This window comes from Brevundimonas sp. S1H14, from assembly GCF_047716865.1.
GTDB classification, from domain to species: Bacteria; Pseudomonadota; Alphaproteobacteria; order Caulobacterales; family Caulobacteraceae; genus Brevundimonas; species Brevundimonas naejangsanensis.
Window position 1 is genome coordinate 2,909,780 of record NZ_CP136679.1, and the last position, 25,215, is coordinate 2,934,994.

At 67.4% G+C, this 25,215-nt stretch carries 17 protein-coding genes; 12 read left to right on the forward strand and 5 right to left on the reverse strand.

Translation table 11 applies throughout. From position 1 onward, the window contains the following. Positions 1-201 precede the first annotated feature (201 nt). The 5 genes from RSD66_RS14145 to RSD66_RS14165 all read left to right on the forward strand — a co-directional run bounded on the left by RSD66_RS14145 (position 202) and on the right by RSD66_RS14165 (position 9,061). Positions 202-1,593: a two-component system sensor histidine kinase NtrB gene (locus tag RSD66_RS14145; RefSeq protein ID WP_245559476.1), complete on the forward strand. Its 1,392-nt coding sequence runs from the start codon at positions 202-204 to the stop codon at positions 1,591-1,593. Then, positions 1,590-2,192, forward strand: coding sequence for a response regulator transcription factor (locus RSD66_RS14150; RefSeq protein ID WP_346524680.1), 603 nt, complete (start codon positions 1,590-1,592; stop codon positions 2,190-2,192). Before RSD66_RS14145 ends, RSD66_RS14150 begins: the two co-directional genes overlap by 4 nt. A gap of 93 nt (positions 2,193-2,285) precedes the next feature. Continuing rightward, positions 2,286-3,731 (forward strand): NAD-dependent succinate-semialdehyde dehydrogenase, encoded by a 1,446-nt coding sequence (locus tag RSD66_RS14155; RefSeq protein ID WP_415288376.1) that lies wholly within the window; start codon positions 2,286-2,288, stop codon positions 3,729-3,731. A 173-nt stretch (positions 3,732-3,904) separates the two neighbouring features. Further along, positions 3,905-5,575: an MFS transporter gene (locus RSD66_RS14160; RefSeq protein ID WP_415288377.1), complete on the forward strand. Its 1,671-nt coding sequence runs from the start codon at positions 3,905-3,907 to the stop codon at positions 5,573-5,575. A gap of 111 nt (positions 5,576-5,686) precedes the next feature. Continuing rightward, complete coding sequence (locus tag RSD66_RS14165) at positions 5,687-9,061, forward strand: PAS-domain containing protein (RefSeq protein WP_415288378.1); 3,375 nt, start codon at positions 5,687-5,689, stop codon at positions 9,059-9,061. A gap of 172 nt (positions 9,062-9,233) precedes the next feature. Here the strand turns inward: RSD66_RS14165 and RSD66_RS14170 are convergent, their stop codons facing one another. Next, positions 9,234-9,848, reverse strand: coding sequence for a response regulator transcription factor (locus RSD66_RS14170; protein ID WP_415288379.1), 615 nt, complete (start codon positions 9,846-9,848; stop codon positions 9,234-9,236). Positions 9,849-10,030: 182 nt separating this feature from the next. On the opposite strand from RSD66_RS14170, the gene RSD66_RS14175 reads away from it, so the two are divergent. The 3 genes from RSD66_RS14175 (at position 10,031) to RSD66_RS14185 (ending at position 14,641) form a co-directional block, all read left to right on the forward strand. After that, positions 10,031-11,401 carry a DcaP family trimeric outer membrane transporter gene (locus RSD66_RS14175; RefSeq protein ID WP_415288380.1) on the forward strand — a complete coding sequence of 457 codons (1,371 nt, stop codon included), beginning with the start codon at positions 10,031-10,033 and terminating at the stop codon, positions 11,399-11,401. Between the two features lie 35 nt (positions 11,402-11,436). Continuing rightward, positions 11,437-13,374 carry an acetate--CoA ligase gene (acs, locus tag RSD66_RS14180; RefSeq protein WP_415288381.1) on the forward strand — a complete coding sequence of 646 codons (1,938 nt, stop codon included), beginning with the start codon at positions 11,437-11,439 and terminating at the stop codon, positions 13,372-13,374. Between the two features lie 208 nt (positions 13,375-13,582). Further along, entirely contained in the window at positions 13,583-14,641 is a 1,059-nt protein-coding gene (locus RSD66_RS14185; RefSeq protein WP_415288382.1) for a CaiB/BaiF CoA transferase family protein, read from the forward strand. Positions 14,642-14,789: 148 nt separating this feature from the next. Here the strand turns inward: RSD66_RS14185 and RSD66_RS14190 are convergent, their stop codons facing one another. Continuing rightward, entirely contained in the window at positions 14,790-16,361 is a 1,572-nt protein-coding gene (locus RSD66_RS14190; protein WP_415288383.1) for a GNAT family N-acetyltransferase, read from the reverse strand. Between the two features lie 221 nt (positions 16,362-16,582). Here RSD66_RS14190 and recA point away from each other — a divergent pair, with 221 nt between their 5' ends. Then, complete coding sequence (gene recA, locus RSD66_RS14195) at positions 16,583-17,662, forward strand: recombinase RecA (protein ID WP_024354566.1); 1,080 nt, start codon at positions 16,583-16,585, stop codon at positions 17,660-17,662. 272 nt (positions 17,663-17,934) lie between these two features. Here recA and RSD66_RS14200 read toward each other — a convergent pair whose 3' ends face one another. Beyond that, positions 17,935-18,192 carry a hypothetical protein gene (locus RSD66_RS14200; protein ID WP_155802476.1) on the reverse strand — a complete coding sequence of 86 codons (258 nt, stop codon included), beginning with the start codon at positions 18,190-18,192 and terminating at the stop codon, positions 17,935-17,937. 101 nt (positions 18,193-18,293) lie between these two features. Here RSD66_RS14200 and rraA point away from each other — a divergent pair, with 101 nt between their 5' ends. Then, the gene (rraA, locus tag RSD66_RS14205; RefSeq protein WP_415288384.1) at positions 18,294-18,782 is read left to right on the forward strand and encodes a ribonuclease E activity regulator RraA; all 489 of its coding nucleotides are present in this window, start codon (positions 18,294-18,296) and stop codon (positions 18,780-18,782) included. Between the two features lie 130 nt (positions 18,783-18,912). Further along, a complete protein-coding gene (gene alaS / locus RSD66_RS14210) occupies positions 18,913-21,558 on the forward strand; it encodes an alanine--tRNA ligase (RefSeq protein ID WP_415288385.1) in 2,646 nt (881 codons plus the stop codon). 107 nt (positions 21,559-21,665) lie between these two features. Here alaS and RSD66_RS14215 read toward each other — a convergent pair whose 3' ends face one another. Further along, positions 21,666-22,217, reverse strand: coding sequence for a DUF2939 domain-containing protein (locus RSD66_RS14215; protein WP_415288386.1), 552 nt, complete (start codon positions 22,215-22,217; stop codon positions 21,666-21,668). 430 nt (positions 22,218-22,647) lie between these two features. Next, positions 22,648-23,868 (reverse strand): NADP-dependent isocitrate dehydrogenase, encoded by a 1,221-nt coding sequence (locus tag RSD66_RS14220; protein ID WP_024354562.1) that lies wholly within the window; start codon positions 23,866-23,868, stop codon positions 22,648-22,650. Between the two features lie 195 nt (positions 23,869-24,063). Between RSD66_RS14220 and RSD66_RS14225 the strand changes: the two genes are divergently transcribed. Beyond that, positions 24,064-25,185 (forward strand): DUF1176 domain-containing protein, encoded by a 1,122-nt coding sequence (locus tag RSD66_RS14225; RefSeq protein ID WP_415288387.1) that lies wholly within the window; start codon positions 24,064-24,066, stop codon positions 25,183-25,185. Positions 25,186-25,215 lie beyond the last annotated feature (30 nt).

Sequence of the window (25,215 nt, forward strand, 5' to 3'; positions counted from 1 at the left end):
CGTCACAACCACAAGATCGACATCTGCTGACGACATGAATCTCCAGCGTCGAAACGGTAGAGTTAAGCAACAGCGTTAACAAGGTAACGAATATCGTCGTTATCTTTAGAAATGTCGCTTTCTGTGATCTCTCTGATCACTGGCGATGATTGCAACCTTCACTGCGAATATTTAGAACCCCGCAACGTCTTGATTCTGACGATGCTGTTACGAAAGATCTCGGCCCTGGTCGGGCAGGCGCGAGGAGGACTTTCGATTTATTCCGCATTGGATCGTCGCCACCCCGTCGCCTCGCATCGCAAGCCCCACGCCTGGGCTGCAGCTCTGGCGTTCTCGACGCTGACGGGCGCCGTCCTGGCGTTCGCCCTGGCGTTTCCGTGGGCAGCGACCCGCCCGGCGCTCCTGATCGCCCTGGTCTTCATCCTGCTGTCGATCCTGAGCCTGATCGCAGCCTGGCGTCAGGACCGCGACATGGCGCGCCAACTGACAGCGCGCGACGCCATGCTGCACGCCGCCTTCCTGTCGACCCCCGCCCTCACCCTCAGCCGGGAAGGTCTGATCCAGCGGATGAACGGCTCCGCCGTGGCCCTGTTCGGCCTGCCGCGCGAGGCGGCGCTGGGACGCGCCTTTTCCGATCTGACGGCCGAGTTCGACATAGACGCCGTCCTCCGGTCCGACGCCCAGGCGGGCCACTTGGAAAACCGCCGCGGCTATTGGACCGGCCGCCGCGCCGACGGCTCGACCTTTCCGCTCAGTCTGCGCTTCGGTCTGATCCCCTCGACGCCTGGCCCCGGCGGATCGGGCGTGGAGCACGTGGCCGTGGCCCTGACCGACCTGACGCACTCACATGCGGCCGAGGCGCAGGCGCGTGAACTGCACGCCCAGCTCAACAAGGTCTGGCGACTGAATTCCCTGGGCGAGATGGCCGCCACCCTGGCCCATGAGCTGAACCAGCCGCTCAGCGCCGCGACCGCCTATATTCACGCCAGCCAGGCGGAAATGCTAAAGGCCGGCCCCGCCGCCGACGCCGCCCGCCCGCCGCTTGATCTGGCCAAGGGCCAGTTGCTTCGCGCCGGCAAGCTGATCCACCGAATGCGCGAGCTTCTGACCATTGAAACCAGCGTGTTGGGGCGCGAGCGCGTCTCCTCCATGATCGAAGATCTGGCGCCCATTCTGCAGATGATCGGCCAGGACAAGAAGGTCGAGGTCCGCCTCGACGCCGAGGCCGAGGACGACGACGTCCGCGCCGACCGCATCCAGTTCCAGCAGGCTCTGGTCAATCTGGTGCGCAATGCGGTCGAAGCGGCGGCGGACCGTCCGGGCGGCGGCGCCGTCCACGTGACCGGCCGCGTGGAAGGTCCCGTCTATCGCATCAGCGTCGAGGACAACGGCGGCGGCATCGCCGAGGCGGACGTCGAACACATCTTCCAACCCCTGACCACCACCAAGTCGGGCGGGATGGGTCTGGGCCTGTCGGTCACGCGCACCATCGTGGAACGTCACGGCGGCGCCCTGTCGGCGCAACGCAGCCCGTCGCTGGGCGGCGCCGCCTTCGCCTTCGCCCTGCGCCGTCACGAGGGAGGTTCGCGATGAGCCGTTCCGTCTTCGTCATCGATGACGATCACGCCGTCCGGGACTCCCTGCTGGCCCTGTTGCGCGCCGACGGCGTGCGGGCGCGCGGCTTCGCCGGAGGCGCCGACTTCTTCGCCGCCCTGCCGCAGGACGCCGCCGCCTGCGTCATCACCGATGTGCGGATGCCCGGCATGGACGGCGGCGAACTGGTGCGCCGCCTGATCGAGCTGCGCGGAAACGCCTGGCCCATCATCGTCATCACCGGCCACGCCGATGTGACGATGGCGGTGCAGATGATGAAGTCCGGCATCGTCGACTTCATCGAAAAGCCGTTCGACCCTGAGCGCCTGATCGAGGCCGTCCGCGCCTGTCTGAACCGGATGGACGATCTGGACCAACGCCAGCAGGCCCGTCAGGCGGCGCAGATGCGGCTGGGGCGGCTGACCCCGCGCGAGCGCCAGGTCTTCGACGCCCTGATCGCGGGCCTGTCCAACAAGGAGATCGCGCTGCAGCTGAAGATCAGCCCGCGCACGGTCGAGGTCTTCCGCGCCAAGGTCATGGCCAAGATGGAGGCCGACAGCCTGTCGGCACTGGTCCGCATGGGACTGATGCTCGGCTAGACTTTCGCGCGGCCGTGCAGCCTCGTCCGCGCCGACGCATTATAACGGCTCCCCGCCCTCGTTCCTGCGTCTTGCGTCCAAGGAGTTCGCCCCATGTCTGATCCCGCCCGTCTGCTGCGTCATCAGGCTTATGTCGACGGCCGCTGGATCGACGCCGACGGCGGCGGAACCCTCGAGGTGACCAACCCGGCCACGGGCGAGGTGCTGGCGACGGTCCCCGACATGGGCGCCCCTGAGACCCGCCGCGCCATCGCCGCCGCCGAGGCCGCGATGAAGCCGTGGGCCGCCAGGACGGCGGGCGAGCGCGCCCGCATCCTTCGCCGCTGGTTCGACCTGATGATGAGCGAGCAGGACGCCCTTGGCCGCCTGTTGACCCGAGAACAGGGCAAGAGCCTGACCGAGGCCAAGGGCGAGATCGCCTACGCCGCCAGCTTCATCGAATGGTTCGCCGAAGAGGGCAAACGCACCTATGGCGAGGTCATCCCCAGCCACGAAGCGTCCAAGCGGCTGGTGACTCTGCGCCAGCCGGTCGGGGTGGTCGGGGCCATCACGCCGTGGAACTTCCCCGCCGCCATGATCACCCGCAAGGTCGGCCCAGCGTTGGCCGCCGGCTGCGCCGTGGTGCTGAAACCCGCCAGCCAGACGCCGCTGTCAGCCCTGGCCCTGGCCGTTCTGGCGGAAGAAGCGGGCCTGCCGCCCGGCCTGTTCAACGTCGTCACCGGCTCGGCCTCGGCCATCGGCGGCGAACTGACGTCCAATGAGACGGTGCGCAAGATCAGCTTCACCGGCTCGACCGAGATCGGCCGCCTGCTGATGAAGCAATCGTCGGACACCATCAAAAAGATGAGCCTGGAACTGGGCGGCAACGCCCCCTTCCTGGTCTTCGACGACGCCGATGTGGACGCGGCCGTGGCGGGCGCAGTGGCCTCGAAGTACCGCAACGCGGGCCAGACCTGCGTCTGCACCAACCGCTTCTATGTGCAGGCCGCCGTCCATGACGAATTCGTCACCAAGCTGACGAAGGCGACGCAGGCGCTGAGGGTCGGAAACGGCCTAGACGACGGCGTCCAGATCGGCCCCCTGATCGACGAAAAGGCGGTGAAGAAGGTCGAGGAACACGTCGCCGACGCCCTGGCCAAAGGCGCGACCCTTTTGACCGGCGGCGAACGCCACGACCTGGGCCGCACCTTCTACCAGCCGACGGTCCTGTCGGGCGTGACGCAAGACATGCAGATTTGCCGCGAAGAGACGTTCGGCCCCGTCTCCGGCGTCGTCTGTTTCGACACGGAAGAGGAAGGCGTTGCTCTGGCCAACGACACCATCTTCGGCCTGGCGGGCTATTTCTACGCCCGCGACCTGAGCCGCGTCTGGCGCGTGGCCGAGGCGATGCAGACCGGCATGATCGGCATCAACACCGGCCTGATCTCCACCGAGGTCGCCCCCTTCGGCGGCATCAAGCAGTCCGGCCTCGGCCGCGAAGGCTCCAGCCACGGCATCGAGGACTACCTGGAGATCAAATACCTCTGCATGGGGATTTAGCCCCCTATCCTGATGAGAGAGGGTCGCGGTTCCTGACTGCGATTATTCGACCAAGGTCGCTCTCCGCAAACCTGCGTTCCTGCTGTCACTCTCCCTTCCGACGCTCGGCGCAAAGCACGCCGGGCGCGAGGGAAACGCGCCGCGCTTCGCGGCCGCACAGGAAGGGACTGCCCATGACCGACCGCGCCATAGGTGCGGCGGACGGCGGCGAGCACACGGTCGACAAGAACGACCGGCTGGTGATTCTCGCCTCCTCCGTCGGCACCGTTATCGAATGGTACGACTTTTATCTCTACGGCTCGCTGGCCGCGATCATTTCCGCCCAGTTCTTCTCGGGCGTGAATGAGACCACCGGCTTCATCTTCGCCCTGATGGCCTTCGCCGCCGGTTTCGCCGTGCGTCCGTTCGGGGCCATCGTCTTCGGCCGCATGGGCGATCTGTGGGGGCGCAAGAATACCTTCCTGGTGACCATGCTGCTGATGGGCGTCTCGACCTTCGTGGTCGGCCTGTTGCCGCCCTATGCCGCCATCGGCATCGCCGCCCCGATCATCCTGGTGCTGATGCGCCTGATCCAGGGCCTGGCGCTGGGCGGGGAATACGGCGGCGCCGCCACCTACGTCGCCGAGCACGCCCCGGAGGGCAAGCGCGGCTTCTATACCTCCTTCATCCAGATCACCGCCACCGTGGGCCTGCTGCTCAGCCTGGCCGTGATCCTGGGCGTCCGCTTCACCATCGGCGAGGAAGCCTTCGTCGCATGGGGTTGGCGCATCCCCTTCCTGGTCTCGATCCTGCTGCTGGGCGTGTCGCTGTGGATCCGCCTGAAGCTGTCAGAAAGCCCGGCGTTCAAGCGCATGAAGGCCGAGGGCAAGGGCTCGACCACCCCGCTGAAGGACAGCTTCATGAAGTGGCCGAACCTGAAGCTGGTGCTGATCGCCCTGTTCGGCCTGGCGGCTGGTCAGGCCGTGGTCTGGTACACGGGTCAGTTCTACGCCCTCTTCTTCCTGGAGAAGACGCTGAGGGTCGATCCGACCCTGGCCAACATCATGATCGCCGCCGCCCTGGCGCTGGCGACGCCCTTCTTCATCATCTTCGGCTGGCTGTCGGACAAGATCGGCCGCAAGCCCATCATCATGGCGGGCTGCCTGCTGGCCGCCGTGACCTACTTCCCGCTGTTCGGCGCCCTGACGGAGGCGGCCAACCCGCGCCTGGCCGCTGCGGCGGCCTCGTCGCCGGTGACCGTCGTCGCCGACCCGGCCGATTGCCACTTCCAGTTCGACCCCGTCGGCAAGACCGTCTTCAACAGCTCGTGCGACGTCGCCAAAACCCATCTGGCCAAGGCGGGCGTCACCTACGTCAATGAGGCCGCCCCCGCCGGGACCGTGGCCCAGGTGCGCATCGGCGATCGCGTGGTCGACAGCTTCAACGGCAAGATCATGCCCAAGGCGGACTTCGACGCGCAGAAGAAGACCTGGGACGCCGGCCTGACCGCCGCCCTGACCGAAGCCGGCTATCCGGCCAAGGCCGACAGCGAACTGGTCAACAAGCCGCTGGTGATCGGCATCCTGTTCCTGCTGGTCCTGTATGTGACCATGGTCTACGGCCCGATCGCCGCCGCCTTGGTCGAGATGTTCCCGACCAAGGTGCGCTACACCTCCATGTCCCTGCCCTATCACATCGGCAACGGCTGGTTCGGCGGCTTCCTGCCGACCACGGCGTTCGCCATGGTCGCGGCCACGGGCAACATCTACTACGGCCTTTGGTACCCCATCGCCATCGCCGTGCTGACCCTGATCGTCGGCGTCCTCTTCGTGAAGGAAGGCAAGGACGTGAACATCCACGACTGATCGGGAACTAAGTAACAACTGACTTTCGCCAACCTGTGGGCGGTCCGGCTTCGGCCTGGCCGCCCTCTTTTTCACTTGCCCGCGTGATCGCGCCCGGCCCAGATGACGTCCATGTTCAGCCTCGCCACCCTGGCCCTGACGGCCTTCTACATGGCCGCCCTGTTCGGTATCGCATGGTGGTACGAGCGGCCTCAGATCAAGGCGCGGCGAGGCATGCTGGGGCCCTCGCTCTATGCCCTGTCGCTGGCCATATACTGCACGTCGTGGACCTATTACGGCGCGGTGGGCACGGCGGCGCGCGACGGGTGGGAGTATCTGCCCATCTACGCCGGGCCGATCCTGGGGCTGACCCTGCTGCTGCCGCTGTGGCGGCGCATCGCCTCGGCCGCCCGGCGCGAGAACGTCGGCTCGATGGCCGACTTCATCTCGTCCCGCTACGGCAAGAGCCCGGCGCTGGGCGCGGCGGTGGCGGGCGTCGCCATTCTGGGCTCGGTCCCCTACATCGCGCTGCAGCTCAAGTCGCTGTCGATGGCGGGCGAGATGATCACGGTCGGCACCCCAGTCGCCGGGTCCGAGAGCCTGACCGTCCTGGTCATGGCGGCGGTTCTGGCCGGGTTCGCCATCCTGTTCGGCGCGCGGCGGCCCGACCTGACCGAGCATAACCGCGGCCTGATCCAGGCCATCGGCATCGAGTCCATCGTCAAGCTGGCCGCCCTGCTGGCCGTCGCCGTCTTCGCCGTCTTCCTGCTGGCCGCTTCGCCGTCGCGGCAGGCCGTGACCGACAGCCTGGGCCAATTGGGAACGTGGCCGCACATCGACGCCCGCTTCATGGCCATCACCCTGGTGGCGACCCTGGCCATCTTCTGCCTGCCGCGTCAGTTCCACGTCGCCTTCGTCGAGGGCGGCGATCCAGCCCAGGTGCGCCGCGCACGCTGGATCTTCCCCCTGTACCTGCTCCTGACCACCCTGGCCGTCCTGCCTCTGGTGGCGGCGGGGGGATTGTTCACCCCGCAGACCAATCCCGACCTGCTGGTGCTGGCCCTGCCGCTGGGCGCGGGTCACAGCGTGCTGACCGCCGTGGTCTTCGTCGGCGGTTTCTCGGCCGCCACCGCCATGGTCATCGTCGAGGCCGTGGCCCTGTCGGCCATGGTGTCCAACAACCTGATCCTGCCGCTGCTGGGCGCAGGGCGGCGAGGCGGCGCCAGCCAGCCGGACATGGCGCGCACCCTGCTGAACATCCGCCGCCTGGCCATCGTCGCCCTGCTGCTGTTGGCGTGGCTCTATTATCTGGCGATGGACCGGACCAGCGGACTGGCGGCCATCGGTCTGGTGTCCTTCGCCGCCATGGCCCAGTTGGCGCCGTCGCTGTTCGGAGCGGTGCTGTGGCGCGGCGGGCGGGCCAGCGGCGCCCTGGCCGGGCTGGCGGCGGGGATGGCGGTCTGGGCCGTCATGCTGGCCGCGCCGCAGCTGGCCCCCGGCTTCGGCCTGAACGTGCCCGCCATGCTGGGGCTGGAAGACCCGTTCGCGGCCGGGGTCTTCCTCAGCCTGTCGCTGAACCTCGGCGTCTTCGTTCTGGTGTCGCGGGCGCGGCCGCCGCGCCTGATCGATCGGGTCCAGGCCCGCGCCTTCGTCGACCGGCTCGGCCCGGACTGGATGGAGGGACGCGGCGGCTCGGCAGGGGCCTCGGTCGGCGACCTGCGCGCCCTGGTCGCCCGCTTCATCGGCGACGAGCGGGCCGAGCGCGCCTTCGCCGCCTGGGCGCGAGAGACTGACACCCGCCTCAAGGACGCCGACCCCGCCGACGCCGCCCTGGCCCGCGCGGCCGAGCGGATGCTGGCCGGAGCCGTCGGCGCCGCCGCCGCCCGCCGCGTCCTGGCCGCCGCCCTGGCCGCCGGAGGCCGCGCGCCCGAGGACGTGGTGCGGATGCTCGACGAGGCGTCGCAGGCCGTCCAGTTCAACCGCGACCTGTTGCAGACCACGCTGGACAACATCGATCAGGGCGTCAGCGTCGTCGACGAAGACCTGCGCCTGACCGCCTGGAACCGCCGCTATGTCGAGATGTTCGACCTGCCCGCGGGCTTCGTCCACGTCGGCCTGCCTATCGCCGCCGTCTATCGCCTGAACGCCGAGCGCGGCGAGGCGGGCGTGCCCGATCATGAGATCGACGCCTGGGTCGAACGGCGGCTGGAGGCGCTGGCCCGTCGCATCCCCCACGACCACGAGCGCGAACAGCCCGACGGCCGCATCCTGCGCTCGTCCGGCGCGCCCATTCCCGGCGGCGGCTACGCCACCAGCTATACCGACATCACCGCCCTGCGCCGCGCCGCGCGCGAGCTGGAGGAGGCCAATGAACGGCTGGAGGCACGCGTCGCCGACCGCACCGAACGGCTGGAGGAGGCCCGGCGCACGGCCGAGGACGCCACCGCCTCCAAGACCCGCTTCCTGGCCGCCGCCAGCCATGACCTGCTGCAGCCGCTGCACGCCGCGCGCCTGTTCATCGCCGCCCTGAGGGAGGATGCGGATCTGGCCGGATCGCCCGCGCGCGGCCTGGCGACCAACGCCGACCGCGCCATCGACAGCGCCCACCGCCTGCTGACCGCCCTGCTGAACCTGTCCAAGCTGGAGGCGGGCGGAGTCCGGCCCGCCGTGGCGCCGCTGGCCCTGGGCGGCCTGTTCGACGAACTGGCGCGCGAGTTCGCCCCGGTCGCCCGCGCCAAGGGGCTGACCCTGACGGCGGCGCCGTCCAGCCTGTGGATCGCCTCGGACCGCGACCTGCTGCGCTCCATGCTGCAGAACCTGATCGCCAACGCCATCCGCTACACCGACCGGGGGCATGTGCTGATCGGCGCACGACGCGACGGCGAACGGGTGCAGATTCTGGTCAGCGACACCGGGCGCGGAATCGCCGAAGCCGACCGGCAGGCGGTCTTCGGCGAGTTCGTGCGCCTGCCCGGCGCCCCGGTGGACGAGCCCGGCGCGGGCCTGGGCCTGGCCATCGTGCAGAAGCTGTCGGACCTGCTGGGCCACCCGCTGTCGCTGGCCTCGCACGTCGGGCGGGGCACGACCTTCCGCGTCGTCGTTCCCCGCGTCCCTGCGGCGCCCGAACCGGAGATCACGCCCGACGACCTGCGCCTGCCCTTGATCGGTCTGCGGGTGCTGTGCGTGGACAACGAACCCGCCATCCTCGACGCCCTGACGGCCTTGCTGGACCGCTGGGGCGCGCAGGCCGTGACCGCGCGTTCGGTCGCCGAAGCCCGTGCGGCGGTCGGCCCGTTCGACGCGGCCCTGGTCGATTTGCATCTGGGCGACGACGAGCCGGACGGTCTGACCGCCATCGACCGCCTGCGCGCGCAGGGAGTCAGACGCATCGCCCTCGTCACCGCCGACACCCGCGACGGGCTGAAGGAGAAGGCGGCGGCGGCCGGGGCCGTGCTGTTGCCGAAACCGGTCAAGCCAGCGGCGTTGAAGGCGTTCCTGAGAAGCTGACCCTTCTCCCCTTGTGGGAGAAGGTGGCAGGCGGAGCCTGACGGATGAGGGGTGTGAACGTCCCGGCGTCCGCATAAGGGCAGCATGGCCTGAATGACTTTTGAGCGTCGCGCTGACACCCCTCATCCGAGCGCCTCCGGCGCCCACCTTCTCCCACAAGGGGAGAAGGGCGCTAAATATCCAGCGACTGCGCCAATATCACCGCCTGGGTCCGGTTCTGCACGCCCAGCTTGCGGAAGACGCTGGTCAGGTGCGCCTTGATGGTGGCCTCGGTGACGCCCAGGTCGAAGGCGATCTGCTTGTTCAGCCGCCCGACCTTCAGCCCCTCCAGAATCCGCAGCTGCGACGGCGTCAGGCTGGCGATGCGAGCCTGAAGGTCGGCCTCCTCCTCGCCCGCCGCCTCGACCTCGGGCGCCCAGGTCTCTCCCTCGAGGATGGCCTGTATGGCCTCGACCATTTCGGGCAGGGCGGCCGATTTCGGAATGAAGCCCGCCGCACCCAGCGACAGGGCGCGGCGGATGGTCGGCGCCTCTTCGCTGGCCGAGACGACGGCGACCGGGACGGCCGGATGATCGGCGCGGATCAGGGTCAGGCCCGTCATGCCGTCCACATCCGACAGCTTCAGGTCCAGCAGCAACAGGTCGACCGGCCCCTCGGACAGGGCGGCCTGCGCCTCTGCCAGACTGGCGCACTCGACGATCTGCGCGCCCTCGGACGCCTTTTCGACGGCCGACCTCAAGGCCGCGCGAAACAGGGGATGGTCGTCGGCGACGACGATGCGATCCATGAAGGTCCTTCCCACGCGCGGTTCTTGTTCATCGGGCCGCGTCGCGACGACACCATGCCGCGCCTCGACTTTGGTCGAAACTAGACGAATGGCTAATGGCCGCAAACCCGAACCGCGCGGAATGCTGCCGTTCTGAGGCCTGCGACAGACGGGCCCGGAACAACGGTCTGGGAGGACCTCGCATGGGAAGCTGCCGTCTGTTCGGCGGCGTGGCTGCGGCCGCGTTGCTGCTTGTCCCCGGCACGGCTCTGGCTCAAGAGGCCAGCGCCGCACTGGAAGCCCGTATCGCCCAGCTCGAAGCCGAGCTGAACAGCCTGAAGTCCGAAGTCGCCGCCGCCAGAACGCAGCAGGCCTCGCAAAATCAGGTCATGGCGCAGGACATCGTCCGCCTCGAAGCGCGCCCTGCGCCCGTCCCGGCGTTGGCCCCGACGCCCGTCTCCGACGCCCCGCGCGAAGAAGGCTTCCGCATCGGCGACCACACGGTGAAGTTCGGCGGCTTCATCAAGACCGACTTCATGGCGTCGAAATATTCCGGCGGCGACCCGGCCAACGGCGACGCCCTGCGCGACTATCACCTGCCCGGCTCCATCCCCGTCGGCGGCGACAGCGAGGACGTGGCCACCGACTTCAACGCTCGCCAGACCCGCTTCTGGCTGACCACCGACGGCGTGGTCGGCGGCCGCAAGATCGGCACGCGGTTGGAGATGGACTTCCAGACCCTGCCCGGCTCAGGCGACCAGCGCACGACCAGCGGCGCGAACCCCGCCCTGCGCCGCGCCTTCGTCACCATCGATGAGTGGCTGATCGGCCAGGAGTGGACCAACTTCCAGAACACCGCCGTCCTGCCGGAATCGGCGGACTTCGTCGGCGCGGCCGAGGGCACGGTCTTCGCCCGTCAGGCCCAGGTCCGTTATACGCGCGGCCCCTTCTCCATCGCGCTGGAGAACCCCGAGACCACCGTCACCCCCTTCGGCGGCGGCGCGCGGATCATCGCCGACGACAACAGCCTGCCCGACCTGACCGCACGCTATGGCCTCAGCCGTCCGTGGGGCGCCGTCCAGCTGTCCGGCCTGCTGCGTCAGCTGAAGTACCAGAACCCGGCGACCAACGTGGATTCCACCGCCACAGGCTGGGGTCTGTCGGCCTCGGCGCTTTTCAAGGTCGGAGCGCAGGACGACATCCGCCTGATGCTGACCGGCGGCGAAGGCATCGGCCGCTATGTCGGGCTGAACTTCTCCAACGACGCCGTGCTGGACGCCTCGGGCAAGCTAGAGGCCATCGGCGTGGTCGCAGGCTTCGCCGCCTATCGCCACGTCTGGGCGCCGGGCTGGCGCTCCAGCCTGATCTGGTCCACGCAGAAGGTCGACAACGACGTCGCCCTGACCGGCGCGGCCGTCAACCGCTCGGCCCAGAGCCTTCACGCCAATCTGATCTGGTCGCCGGTTGCGGCCTTTGATGTCGGCGCCGAGGTGATGTTCGCTGACCGCAAACTCGAGTCAGGACTGGACGGCGACATGACCCGTCTGATCCTGTTCGTGAAATACGGCTTCTGAAGCCGAAGAAGAAAAAGACTTTGGAGGAAAATCGCGTGTCTGATCCGGAAATCTATCCCGTCCCCGCCGAACTGGCCGCCCGCGCCCACATGGACCGCGCCGGCTATGAAGCGGCCCGGATTCAGGCGCGTGAGACCCCTGACGCCTTCTGGGCCACCCAGGCCGAGCGGCTGGACTGGATGACCTTCCCGACGAAGATCAAGGACGTCTCCTTCAACAAGGCCGACTTCCGCATCCGCTGGTTCGAGGACGGGGTGCTGAACGCCTCGGTCAACTGCATCGACCGCCACCTGCCCGCCCGCAGGGACGAGGTCGCCATCCTCTGGGAAGGCGACGAGCCGACCGACAGCGAAGCCGTCACCTTCGGCCAGTTGCACGAGCGCGTCTGCCGCCTAGCGAACGTGCTGAAGGCCAACGGCGTCAAGAAGGGCGACCGCGTCACCATCTATCTGCCGATGATCCCCGAGGCGGCCTACGCCATGCTGGCCTGCGCGCGCATCGGCGCCGTGCACTCGGTCATCTTCGGCGGCTTCTCGCCCGACAGCATCGCCGGGCGGATCGAGGACTGCGAATCCACCTTCGTCATCACCGCCGACGAAGGCTGCCGCGCCGGCAAGCGCGTACCGCTGAAGGCCAATGTCGACAAGGCGCTGGAAAAGGTCGCGGGCGTGAAGACCGTCGTGGTCCTGCGCCACACCGGCGCGGAAGTGCCCTTCGTCGCGGGCCGCGATCTGGACTGGGGCGTCGAGACGGACAAGGCCTCGCCCGACTGCGCGCCCGAGCCGATGAACGCCGAGGATCCGCTGTTCATCCTCTACACCTCGGGCTCGACCGGAAAGCCCAAGGGCGTGCTGCACACGACCGGCGGCTATCTGTTCTGGGCCAGCTATACGCATGAGCTGGTGTTCGACTATCGCCCCGGCGAGGTCTTCTGGTGCACCGCCGACGTGGGCTGGGTCACGGGCCACACCTATGTCGTCTACGGCGCCCTGGCCAATGCGGCGACCAGCCTGATGTTCGAGGGCGTGCCCAACTATCCCACCGTCAGCCGCTTCTGGGAGGTGGTGGACAAGCATCAGGTCAACATCTTCTACACCGCCCCCACGGCCCTGCGCGCCCTGATGCGCGACGGCGACGCGCCGGTGAAGGCCTCCAGCCGCAAGTCCCTGCGCCTGCTGGGCACGGTCGGCGAGCCGATCAACCCCGAGGCGTGGCGCTGGTATCACGAGGTCGTCGGCGAAGGCCGCCTGCCCATCGTCGACACCTGGTGGCAGACGGAGACGGGCGGCGCCCTGATCTCGCCCCTGCCCGGCGCGACCGACCTGAAGCCCGGCTCGGCGACCAAGCCCCTGCCCGGCGTCGAGCTTGAAATCGTCAACGCCGAGGGCGCAGTGCTGGACGGCGCGACCGAGGGCAATCTGTGCATCACCGACAGCTGGCCGGGCCAGATGCGCACCGTCTATGGCGACGACCAGCGCTTCTTCGAGACCTATTTCTCGACCTATCCGGGCAAGTATTTCACCGGTGACGGCTGCCGCCGCGACGAGGACGGCTATTATTGGATCACCGGGCGGGTCGATGACGTCATCAACGTCTCGGGCCACCGCATGGGCACGGCCGAGGTCGAGAGCGCGCTGGTCCTGCACGACGACGTGGCCGAGGCCGCCGTCGTCGGCTTCCCCCACGACATCAAGGGGCAGGGCATCTACGCCTATGTCACCCTGAACAAGGGGGTCGAGGCCACCGAAGACCTGCGCAAGGCCCTGGTCGCCCAGGTCCGCGAGGAGATCGGCCCCATCGCCGCCCCTGACGTGATCCAGTGGGCGCCGGGCCTGCCCAAGACCCGCTCGGGCAAGATCATGCGGCGGATTTTGAGGAAGATCGCCGAGAACGAACTGGGCGCCCTGGGCGACACCTCGACCCTGGCCGATCCGTCGGTGGTGGATGATCTGGTGAAGAACCGCGCGGCGTAGACTCCCTAAATCCGCTCATCCCGGCGGACGCCGGGATCCAGTGAGAGCGACGCGCGCCGCGCCAACCAGCATGGTCGCGCCCCTCGGCCAAAGCACTGGGCCCCGGCGTCCGCCGGGGTGAGCGGGCACATCATTCAGCTTCCCCGAAGAGGCGGCCCCGGACGGCGCAAGCTGGACGGGGCCGCCCGCCTCGGCTTCAGTGCCGGGTATGAGCGGAACTCTCGACGGCCTGACCATCATTGAAATCGGCGGCATCGGCCCGGCCCCCTTCTGCGGAATGATGCTGGCTGATCACGGAGCGGAGGTGGTGCTGGTCCACCGCCCCGGCGCCGCACCCGACCTGCGTGATCCCCTGAACCGCAGCCGCGCCCGTCTGGTCGAGGCCGACCTGAAGACGCCAGAGGGCGCCGCCCTGATCCGCGATCTGGCCCGCACCGCCGACGGCCTGATCGAAGGCTTTCGTCCCGGCGTCATGGAGCGTCTCGGCCTCGGGCCCGACGCGCTGCTGGCCGACAACCCGCGCCTTGTCTACGGCCGCATGACCGGCTGGGGTCAGGACGGACCGCTGGCTCCGGCGCCCGGCCACGACATCGACTACATCGCCGTCTCGGGCGCCCTGCACGCCTTCGGCCGGGCGGGCGAGAAGCCGACCCCGCCGATCAACATGGTCGGCGACTTCGGCGGCGGCGGGATGCTGCTGGCCTTCGGCATGGTCGCGGGCCTGCTGAAGGCCCAGCGCACCGGGTGCGGCGACGTCATCGACTGCGCCATGACCGACGGCTCCGCCCTGCTGATGAGCATGATCTGGGGCTTCCGCCAGAATATGCCCGCGCCCTTGCCGCCCAGTCTCGCCTGGCGCGACGAGCGCGGCGTCAACCTGCTCGACACCGGCGCGCCGTTTTACGAGGTCTATGAGACGCTGGACGGAAAATACGTCGCCGTCGGCGCCATCGAACCGGCCTTCTACATCGCCCTGATGCGGCTGACGGGGCTGGGCGCCGATCCCGACTTCGCCATGCCGTTCGACCCGGACCAATGGCCGAGGCTGAAGGACAAGCTGGCCGCCGTTTTCCGCACCCGCACCCGCGACGACTGGTGCAACGACCCGGACGCCCAGGCCGCCTGCGTGGCCCCCGTCCTGTCCATGACCGAGGCGCCCGACCACCCGCACAACCGCGCCCGCGACGCCTTCGTCACCGCACAGGGCGTGGTGCAGCCCGCGCCCGCGCCTCGCTTCCGGGACAGCCCGGCGAAGCGGCCGAAATAGAAGGCAGGTCACAAAATCCCGCTCACCCCGGCGGACGCCGGGGCCCAGCGCTTTGGCCTCAAACGCGCGGCCTGAATTACGCAAGTCCTGTGCACGCGGCTCTCACTGGGTCCCGGCGTCCGCCGGGATGAGCGGTAAGAGGGGGACTTCACCCCCCGTCCGTCCACACCGTCTTGTAGAGATCGAACCTCCGGTCGCGCAGGTTCCGCACCGTCCCCTGCGCCTTCGCCCAGGCCAGGTCTGACAGGTCCAGGTCCGCCACCGTCACTGTCTCGACGTTCTCGCTCGCCTCGGCCGCCACCCCGTCGCGCGCGAAGGGGAAGTCGCACGGCGTCAGGATGCAGGACTGGGCATACTGGATGTCCATGTTCTCGACGTTGGGCAGGTTGCCGACATTGCCCGACAGCACGACGTAGCACTGGTTCTCGATGGCCCGCGCCTGCGAGCAATAGCGCACGCGCAGATAGCCCTGGCGGTTGTCGGTGCAAAAGGGGGTGAACAGGATGCGCGCCCCCTCGTCCGCCAGGCGCCGCGCCAGTTCGGGGAACTCGGAATCGTAGCAGATCATCACCCCGATCGGCCCGCAGTCGGTGGGGATGGCGTGGACGCGGTCGCCGCCCTTGATGTTCCACCAGTGGCGTTCGTTCGGCGTCGGGTGGATCTTCTCCTGCTCATGCACCGAACCGTCGCGCAGGAAGACGTAGGCGACATTCTGGATCTCGCCGTCCTCGGTCCGCGTCGGGTGCGAGCCGCCGATGATGTTGACGTTGTAGCCGACCGCCAGTTCACGCATCGCCTCGACGAAGCGCGGCGTGTAGCGGGTCAGGGCCTCGATCGATTCCGCCGGGGTCAGCTTCTTCGTCTCCAGCGACAGAAGCTGAAGCGTGAACAACTCGGGGAAGACCACGAAGTCGGCGCGATAGTCCGACACCACGTCGACGAAATATTCGACGTTATCCATGAACTCCTGAAAACTGCCGACCTTGCGCATCTGCAGCTGGACGGTAGCCACGCGCACTGTTTCCTTCACCGCAAAGGCCGCCCCCTTGCCCGTCGCCTCGACATAGTAGGGGTTGCGCCAGACCCAGCGCGCCGCGTGACCCAGCGACGCCTTGTCTGACGGCAGATAGTTCAGCAGCACCCCCGCCGGCTCGAACCCCGAACGCTGGTGAAAGGCCATGATCGGGTCCTTCACCTTGCGGTCGCGCACCGCCTCGACATAGGCGTTCGGGTCGGGATAGGCCGAGCGGCGGCGCACGAGGCCGGGCATCCGGCCGCCGAAGACGACGCCCTTCAGGTTCTGGGCCTCGCACAGGTCGCGGCGCGCGTCGTACAGGCGCTGGCCGATGCGCAGGCGGCGCCGGGCGGGGTCGACGCAGACCTCCATCCCATACAGCCACTCGCCCGCCGGATCGTGGCGCGCGCCATAGCCGCCGCCGGTGATCTGGTCCCAGGTGTGCGGCCCCATCGCCGACTTTTCGTCGATGCGGAAACTGGCGGCGTAGCCGACGATCTCGCCCTCGAACTCAACCACGAACTGGCCGTCCGGATAGGTGGCGATCTGGCCGCGCAGCATCCCGGCCGTATAGGGCGGCATATCCTTATACACCCGCGCCACCAGGGCGTTGATGCCGGCGACGTCGCCCATGCGGGCGTTGCGGATGGTCAGGACGGCGGGCTTGGCCGGCTCGGCGGGAAGGGAAGTCTCAATGTCAGTCATGCCGCCCTAACGCGCGAGCTTGGCTGTTGGATCAATCCGGCCGACAAAAGAGACCATGCGTCAATTCCGGTCGCGTCACCCAAGGATGTTCCTGTTAAGTTCACGAGAACATCTTGCGAACAAGAACAAACCATGTCCATAGTCGGCTTCACCAAGGGAGCGGGTCCGTGGCGGGTCTCTCCCGAAGTCAGATGGGAATCATGGCAAGGGAGAGAAAACCAATGTCACAGGCGGCACTGAAGCTCGTGGGTAAAGAAGACAGCGACAAACAACGCGCTCTAGAGGCGGCGATCGCGCAGATCGATCGCGCCTTCGGCAAGGGCTCGGTCATGAAACTGGGCAAGGCCGGACAGGTGGCCGAGATCGAAAGCGTCTCGACCGGCTCGCTCGGTCTCGACATGGCGCTCGGCATCGGCGGCCTGCCGGTCGGGCGAGTGATCGAGGTGTTCGGTCCCGAATCCTCGGGCAAGACCACCCTGGCCCTTCACACCGTGGCCGAGGTCCAGAAGAAGGGCGGCGTGGCCGCCTTCGTCGACGCCGAACACGCGCTGGACCCCGTCTATGCGCAAAAGCTGGGCGTCAATCTGGACGACCTGCTGGTGTCGCAGCCCGACACGGGCGAACAGGCGCTGGAGATCGTCGACACCCTGGTGCGTTCGGGCGCCGTGGACATCGTGGTGGTCGACTCCGTCGCCGCCCTGACGCCGCGCGCCGAAATCGAGGGCGAGATGGGCGACAGCCTTCCCGGCCTTCAGGCGCGTCTGATGTCGCAGGCCCTGCGCAAGCTGACGGCCTCGATCTCCAAGTCGAAGTGCATCGTCCTGTTCATCAACCAGATCCGTCACAAGATCGGCGTCATGTACGGCTCGCCGGAAACGACGACGGGCGGCAATGCGCTGAAGTTCTACGCCTCGGTGCGCCTGGACATCCGCCGCATCGGCGCGATCAAGAACCGCGACGAGGTGGTCGGCAACACCACCCGCGTCAAGGTGGTCAAGAACAAGGTCGCCCCGCCGTTCCGCGAAGTCGTCTTCGACATCATGTACGGCGAAGGCATCTCCAAGATCGGCGAGATCATCGACCTGGGCGTCAAGGCGGGCATCGTCGAGAAGTCCGGCTCCTGGTTCTCTCATGACTCGACCCGCATCGGCCAGGGCCGCGAGAACGCCAAGGAGTTCCTCAAGAACAACCCCGACATGGCCGCCTCGATCGAAAAGGCGGTGCGCCAGTCCACAGCCAAGATCGCCGACGACATGCTGGGCGCGCCCGAACCCGACGAGGGCCAGGACATGGAAGGCTGATCCGTCCCATCATTTGAACGCCGTCATCCTCGGGCCTGATCCGAGGATGACGCCAGGAAGCGCCCCCTTCCGTTCCAGCCGGGATCGCGCGGACGATCCAGTCCTCGGGCAAGCCTGAGGATGACGGCGGGACAGGCGCCTTCCGACACAGCTTCTCCGTTCGCCGCCGCGCGACCCGCCTACCGACCCCGCGTGGCCGGTCGGACGGAGATCGGCCCGCCCGACCTGCTTCGGGCGGGCCTTTTTTTGTTCGGCGACTTTTCGTAACTAGATCAGAGCGGCCCACCAGGACGGCACTCGTGTCCTCGCTCCGCCGTATAATATGGCGTAGGGAACAGAGGCGTTACTACCCAAGCATTACCACCATATTCCATACAGTAGTCCTGGCCGTAGCCCACGATCGTGGTCTTCGAAGCATCCGAATAAAAGGTGTAATAGTATACATACTCGGGTGCTTTGAACGCCACGGCTGGCGAAGCCGTCATCGCGAACAAGAGACCTGCAGCCGCCAGCTTGACGATGCTACGCATATCCAATCTCCTTGAACTCATGACCTGACATTATTGTCAGAGACAAAGACATAACATCGATTCGCCAGATCGCTTCCCTTCTCACTCAGACAGACATCTCCATGCCCCTGCCCTTCGCCACCGCCGACCTTTGCGACGCCCACCCCGACATGGTGAAGGTCTGCCAGACTCCCTTCCGCAGCTACGGCAAGGTCACGGCTTTACACGGCCCCGTACGCACGCTCAGCGTGCTGGACGACAACGCCCTGGTCCGTCAGGCGCTGGAACGCCCCGGTCAGGGCGCCGTGCTGGTCGTCAATGGCGGCGGCTCCCTGAAGCGGGCATTGGTCGGCGACAACCTGGCCAAACTGGCGATCGATAACGGCTGGGCGGGCGTCATCGTCCACGGCGCCGTGCGCGACACCGCCGTCATCAACACCATGGATATCGGCGTCAAAGCCCTGGGGACCGTCCCCCTGCGCGCCGACCGCGACGCCATCGGCGAGATCGACATCCCCACAGCCTTCGGCGGCGTCATCTTCACCCCCGGCGACTGGCTCTATGCCGACGAGGACGGCCTGATCGTCTCGCCGCATCGCCTGCACGATTAAAGCTCCGGCCACGCAAAAACGCGGCCCTCGTCGCATGATCACGCGTCAGTGATGCGTTCGGCGCAAAATCCCTATATGACGCCGGTTCCGATATTTCCTCCGCGCGCCCGAGTTCCAGAGCGATACGCCCATGACCAGCCTGAAGCAGATCCGTTCCACCTTCCTCGACTACTTCGCCGCCGACGGCCACGAGAAGGTGCAGTCGGCTCCGCTCGTGCCGCAGAACGACCCGACCCTGCTGTTCGTCAATGCGGGCATGGTGCCGTTCAAGGACTATTTCACCGGCGCCGCGACCGCCCCCTACAACCGCGCCACCAGCTCGCAGAAATGCGTCCGCGCCGGGGGCAAGCACAACGATCTGGATAACGTCGGTTATACCGCGCGCCACCACACCTTCTTTGAAATGCTGGGCAATTTCTCGTTCGGCGACTACTTCAAGGACCACGCCATCGAGCGCGCCTGGACCCTGCTGACCAAGGAGTTCGGCCTCGATCCCGCCCGCCTGCTGGTCACGGTCTATCACACGGACGACGAAGCCTTCGACATCTGGAAGAAGGTCACGGGGTTCGCCGATGAGAAGATCATCCGCATCCCCACCAACGACAACTTCTGGGCCATGGGCGACAGCGGCCCGTGCGGCCCGTGCACGGAAATCTTCTACGACCACGGCGACCACATCTTCGGCGGCCCTCCCGGTTCGCCGGACGAGGACGGCGACCGCTTCGTCGAGATCTGGAACAACGTCTTCATGCAGTTCGAGAAGGAGAACGACGAGATCGTTCGCGAACTGCCCAAGAAGTCGGTCGACACCGGCATGGGTCTGGAGCGCATCGCCGCCGTGCTTCAGGGCGTCCACTCCAACTATGAAGTGGACCTGTTCAAGACCCTGATCCACGCCTCGGAAGAGCTGACCTCGACCAAGGCCGAGGGCGAACGCGCCCCGTCGCATCGGGTCATCGCCGACCACCTGCGCTCGACCGCCTTCCTGATCGCCGACGGCGTGACCCCGTCGAACGAAGGCCGGGGTTATGTCCTGCGCCGCATCATGCGTCGCGCCATGCGCCACGCCCACCTGCTGGGCGCCCAGGACCCGCTGATGCACCGTCTGGTGCCGACCCTGGTCGAGGAGATGGGCGAGGCCTATCCGGAACTCGGCCGCGCCCAGGCCTTCATCGAAGACACCCTGAAGCAGGAAGAGATCCGCTTCCGCACCACGCTGGGCCGCGGCATGAACCTGTTCGACCAGGCTACGACCGGCTTCAAGGCCGGCGACATGCTGGACGGCCAGACCGCCTTCACCCTGTACGACACCTACGGCTTCCCGCTGGACCTGACGCAGGACGAGGCGCGTCGTCGCGGCTTCAGCGTCAACGTCGACGGCTTCGAATCCGCCATGGCCGAGCAGCGCGACCGCTCGCGCGAGCACTGGAAGGGCTCGGGTCAGACGGCCTCGGCCGGCGCCTGGCTGACCCTGCGCGATCAGCACGGCGGCACCGAATTCACCGGCTATGAGTCCGAAACCGGCGAAAGCAAGGTCATCGCCGTCGTCAAGGACGGCGCCGAGGCCGCGTCCGCCGCGACCGGCGAGACGGTCGAGGTCCTGCTGGACAAGACCCCCTTCTACGGCGAGGGCGGCGGTCAGGCAGGCGACAAGGGCGCCTTGGTCTGGAGCGGCGGCGAAGGCCGCGTTCTGGACACCAAAAAGCACGGCGGCGACCTGCACGTTCACACGCTGGAGGTGACGCAAGGGTCGCTGTCCACGGGCGCGATCGTAACCGCCACGGTCGAGGAAGGCTCGCGCCCGACCACCCGCGCCAACCACTCGGCCGCCCACCTGTTCCACGCCGCCGTCAGGAACGTGCTGGGCGCCCACGTCGCCCAGAAGGGCCAGATGGTCGACGCCGAGCGGATGCGCTTCGACTTCAGCCACAACGCCCCGATGACGGACGAGGAGATCGCCCGCGTCGAGGATGAGGTGAACGCCGTCATCCGTCAGAACGTCCCGGTCACGACCGAACTGATGACGCCCGACGCCGCCATCGCGGCGGGCGCCGTGGCCCTGTTCGGCGAGAAGTACGGCGACGAGGTCCGCGTCCTGACCATCGGCCGCGCGCTGAACGGACCCGGCGCCTATTCGGTCGAACTGTGCGGCGGCACTCACGTCTTCCGCACCGGCGACATCGCCCTGTTCAAGATCGTGTCCGAAGGCGGCGTGGCCGCCGGCGTGCGCCGCGTCGAGGCTCTGACCGGCGAGGCGGCCCGCCGCTTCCTGCTGGATCAGGCCAATGTCGCCCGTCATCTGGCGCAGGGCTTCAAGATCCAGCCCCCCGAGGTTCCGGCCCGCGTCGAGGGCCTGCAGGCCTCGGTCAAAACGCTGGAGAAGCAGGTCGCCGACCTGAAGAAGCAGCTGGCGCTGGGCGGCGGCGCGGGCGCCAACGCCGCGCCGGAAGAGATCGGCGGAATCAAGCTGATCGCCCGCGTTCTGGACGGCGTCGACGGCAAGGGCCTGCGCGGCGTGGCGGAGGACTTCAAGAAACAGCTCGGCTCGGGCGTCGTCGCCCTGGTCGGCGTCACCGACGGCAAGGCGGCCATCACCGTCGCCGCGACCCCGGACATGGCGGGCAAGGTGAATGCGGCCGATCTGGCCCGCGACGCCGTCATCGCCATGGGCGGCAAGGGCGCCGGCGGCAAGCCCGACTTCGCCCAGGGCGGCGCGCCGGATGGATCGAAAGCCGAGGACGGCCTGAACGCCATCCGGGCCGCGCTGAAGGGCTGATCACCCCGACAAGCTGAAACGAGAAAGGGCGGCGCACCGGATGCGCCGCCCTTTTTCTTGGGCTGAACCCTCCACCCGCTCATCCCCGCGGAGATGAGCGGATATTTTTACTCCGGCGTCCCCAGATCAATCGCCGCCAGTTTCCAGCCGAACAGGTTGCGGCGCTTCATCAGCAGGGAGACCTGCTCGTCCGGCTGGTCGTCGCGGGTCAGGGTGACCGCGAAGGTGTCCAGGTCGCGATAGCCCCACGACTGGCGCACGCGCTTGTTCTCGGCTTTCGGCTCCGCGGGCTCCGGACGCTTGATCTCCGGCTTAGGCGTACGCCCCTCCTGCACCATCAGGGCGATGGCCTGAGGGGTGACGAAGGCGTCCACCGCCCCGCTGACGAGGGCGGGCGCCAGCAGCATGCCCAAGCCCGACAGGCCGCTGTCGCCGAGGCGTTTGTCCTTGCGCATCTCGACCATCATGCGGGCGTTCAGTTCGTCCTTCAGGCTGGCGCGGAACGCGGGGAAATCGACCTGACGCTCCAGCCCCTGCGCGTCCCCGGCCTGGGCCGCCTGCACCAGAGAACGCGCCGCCAGCAGGGGCGAGGCGCCGTAGGCGACCACGAAGACGGCTGCCGCCGCCAGCCCCAGACGAATAATCAGTTTGCGGTTCATCGGCCCTCCCCTGCCTTACGAACGCGACGCGATAACGACGAAACGGCGCCAAAATCCCCAGGCGGATTAGGGACATGGATCGCAGGCGGGTTCAATGCGTGTTTTCACCGGCTCGCGTTTCCAGGGGAACCTGACGATGGGGTGAGGCAAACATTGATCACTGCTCGTCCCGGCGGACGCCGGGACCCAGTTCTTTGGCTTCACGCACCCCAGATCAGCGGATAGGACACAGCGTGGCGCTCTCACTGGATCCCGGCGTCCGCCGGGATGAGCGGAATAGGGAAGCGATACCGCCCAACAAAAAAGCCCGCCGGATCGCTCCAGCGGGCCTTGATGTCTTGGCGGCTCCAGGCCGCGTCGGGTCGAGACCCGAAGGGCGGCGCGAAGCAGCCAAGGCGGAGCCTTCTGACCGCGGCCGACTAAAAAAGCCTCAGCCGATACCCGGCAGGGCCTTCTTCAGGTTCTCGGACACCTTGTCCAGGAAGCCTTCGGTCGTCAGCCAGGACTGCTGATCGCCGACCAGCAGGGCCAGATCCTTGGTCATGAAGCCCGACTCGACGGTGTCGACGACCACGCGCTCCAACGTATCGGCGAACTCGGCCAGCTGGGCGTTGTCGTCCAGCTTGGCGCGGTGCTTGAAGCCGCGCGTCCAGGCGAAGATCGAGGCGATCGAGTTGGTCGAGGTGGCCTCGCCCTTCTGATGCTGGCGGTAGTGGCGGGTCACGGTGCCGTGGGCGGCCTCGGTTTCCATGACCTTGCCGTCCGGCGTCATCAGCACCGAGGTCATCAGGCCCAGCGAGCCGAAGCCCTGCGCCACGATGTCCGACTGCACGTCGCCGTCGTAGTTCTTGCACGCCCAGACGAAGCCGCCCGACCACTTGATCGCGGCCGCGACCATGTCATCGATCAGGCGGTGCTCATAGGTCAGGCCGCGCTTCTTGAATTCCTCGGCGTATTCGGCGTCGAAGACTTCCTGGAAGATGTCCTTGAAGCGGCCGTCATAGGCTTTGAGGATGGTGTTCTTGGTCGACAGATAGACCGGGTAGTTGCGCTGCAGGCCATAGGCGAACGAGGCATGGGCGAACTCGCGGATCGAGGAGTCCAGGTTGTACATGCCCATGGCGACGCCAGCGCCCGGCGACTTGTAGACCTCGTGCTCGATCACCTGGCCGTCGTCGCCGACGAACTTGATCGACAGGGTGCCGGCACCCGGCATCAGGAAGTCGGTGGCTTTGTACTGGTCGCCGAAGGCGTGGCGGCCGACGACGATCGGCTGGGTCCAGCCCGGCACCAGACGCGGCACGTTCGAGCAGATGATCGGCTCGCGGAAGACCACGCCGCCAAGGATGTTGCGGATGGTGCCGTTCGGCGACTTCCACATCTTCTTCAGGCCGAATTCGGCGACGCGCGCCTCGTCCGGGGTGATGGTGGCGCACTTCACGCCGACGCCGTGCTTCTGGATGGCGTGGGCCGCGTCGATCGTGATCTGATCGTCGGTGGCGTCACGGCTTTCCATGCCGAGGTCGTAATAGTCGAGTTCGAGGTCCAGATACGGGAAGACCAGCTTGTCCTTGATCATCTGCCAGATGATCCGGGTCATTTCGTCGCCGTCGATGTCCACGATGGGGTTGGCGACCTTGATCTTGGCCATGCTTACGCCTCTGTCTCTCAAATCAGGGAAGGAATTCAGTGCAGGGGATATAGCGACCCCCGCGCGCGGGCGCAAAGGGGACGAAAGCCGCAACGCTCGAACACCCGCGCCGGAACGAAACGGCGGCTTGGCCGCTTGGCTTCTTCACGGCTACGCTTGAAGGCCGTCGGTCGGTCACAACGCATGGAATCCCTGATGTCGCCTCGCCGCCTCCGGTTCGTCGCCCTCGCCCTGCTTCCGCTCGCTATGGCCGCCTGCAAGGGACAGGAGGCCGCCGCCCCGCCTGAGGCCCCGGCGGTTCAACCGCCCGCCGCAGCCGCCTCCGCCGTAGTGCCCGCCGCTCAGAACGACGCCCATCCGCCCAGCGTGACGCGTGAGTTCCGCGACTGGACGGCGACCTGCGACAACACCAACCACTGCGTCGCCTTCGGCTCGGCCGAGGAAAACATGGGCTTCGTCATGGTCTCCCTGGCGCCGGGCCCTGACGCGCGGCCGGTCGTCCACATGGGGGGCTGGGGGCTGGAGGCCGGACAGGGCGACGTCTACGCCGAGATCGACGGCCGCCGCTATGCCGGCAAGAACTCCAAGATGGACGAGGAAGGCGACGTCATCGCCTTCCGCACGCCCTCGGCCGAGCTGTTGCGTGACCTGGGCGCCGGCTCCTTCATGGCGCTGAGGCGCGGCGACGAGAAGATGAAGGTCAGCCTGGGCGGGGCGGCCGCCGCCTTCCTGTGGATCGACGAGCGTCAGGGACGACTGGGCACGACCACGGCGCTGATCCGACGCGGCGACCGGTCCGCGTCCAGCGTGCCCGTCGCCGCCGCCGCGCCGCGCGTGACGCTGGCCGCCGCCGTTCCCCAGAACGGCCTGCCTCAGGATGACCTGTCGCCTGCGCTGCTGGCCCACCCCAAGGTCAAGGAATGCCTGGCCGCCACCCGCATCGGCGAACGGTTCGAGCCGAATGTCGAGGTCGCCCGTCTGGCGTCCGACAAACTGCTGTGGAGCGTGCCGTGCGGCGAGGGCGCCTATAATTTCACGCAGGTCTATCTCATCACGCCTGCAGACGGGACCGCGCCTCAACTGATTGACTTCCCCACGGCCATGAGCCGCCACGACGAACTGGTGAACAGCCGTTACGATCCGAAAACTCGGACCCTGTTCGCCTTCGGCAAAGGGCGCGGCATCGGCGACTGCGGCCGCATGGGCGTCTGGGCCTGGACCGGCGAACGCTTCGCCCTGCTGGAGGAAAAGGAAATGCCGAGTTGCACCGCCATTCCGCAGGACCTGTGGCCGAGCACCTGGCGCGCCGTGACCTGACGCCCGTTCGTCGGCGCATATGAAACGGCC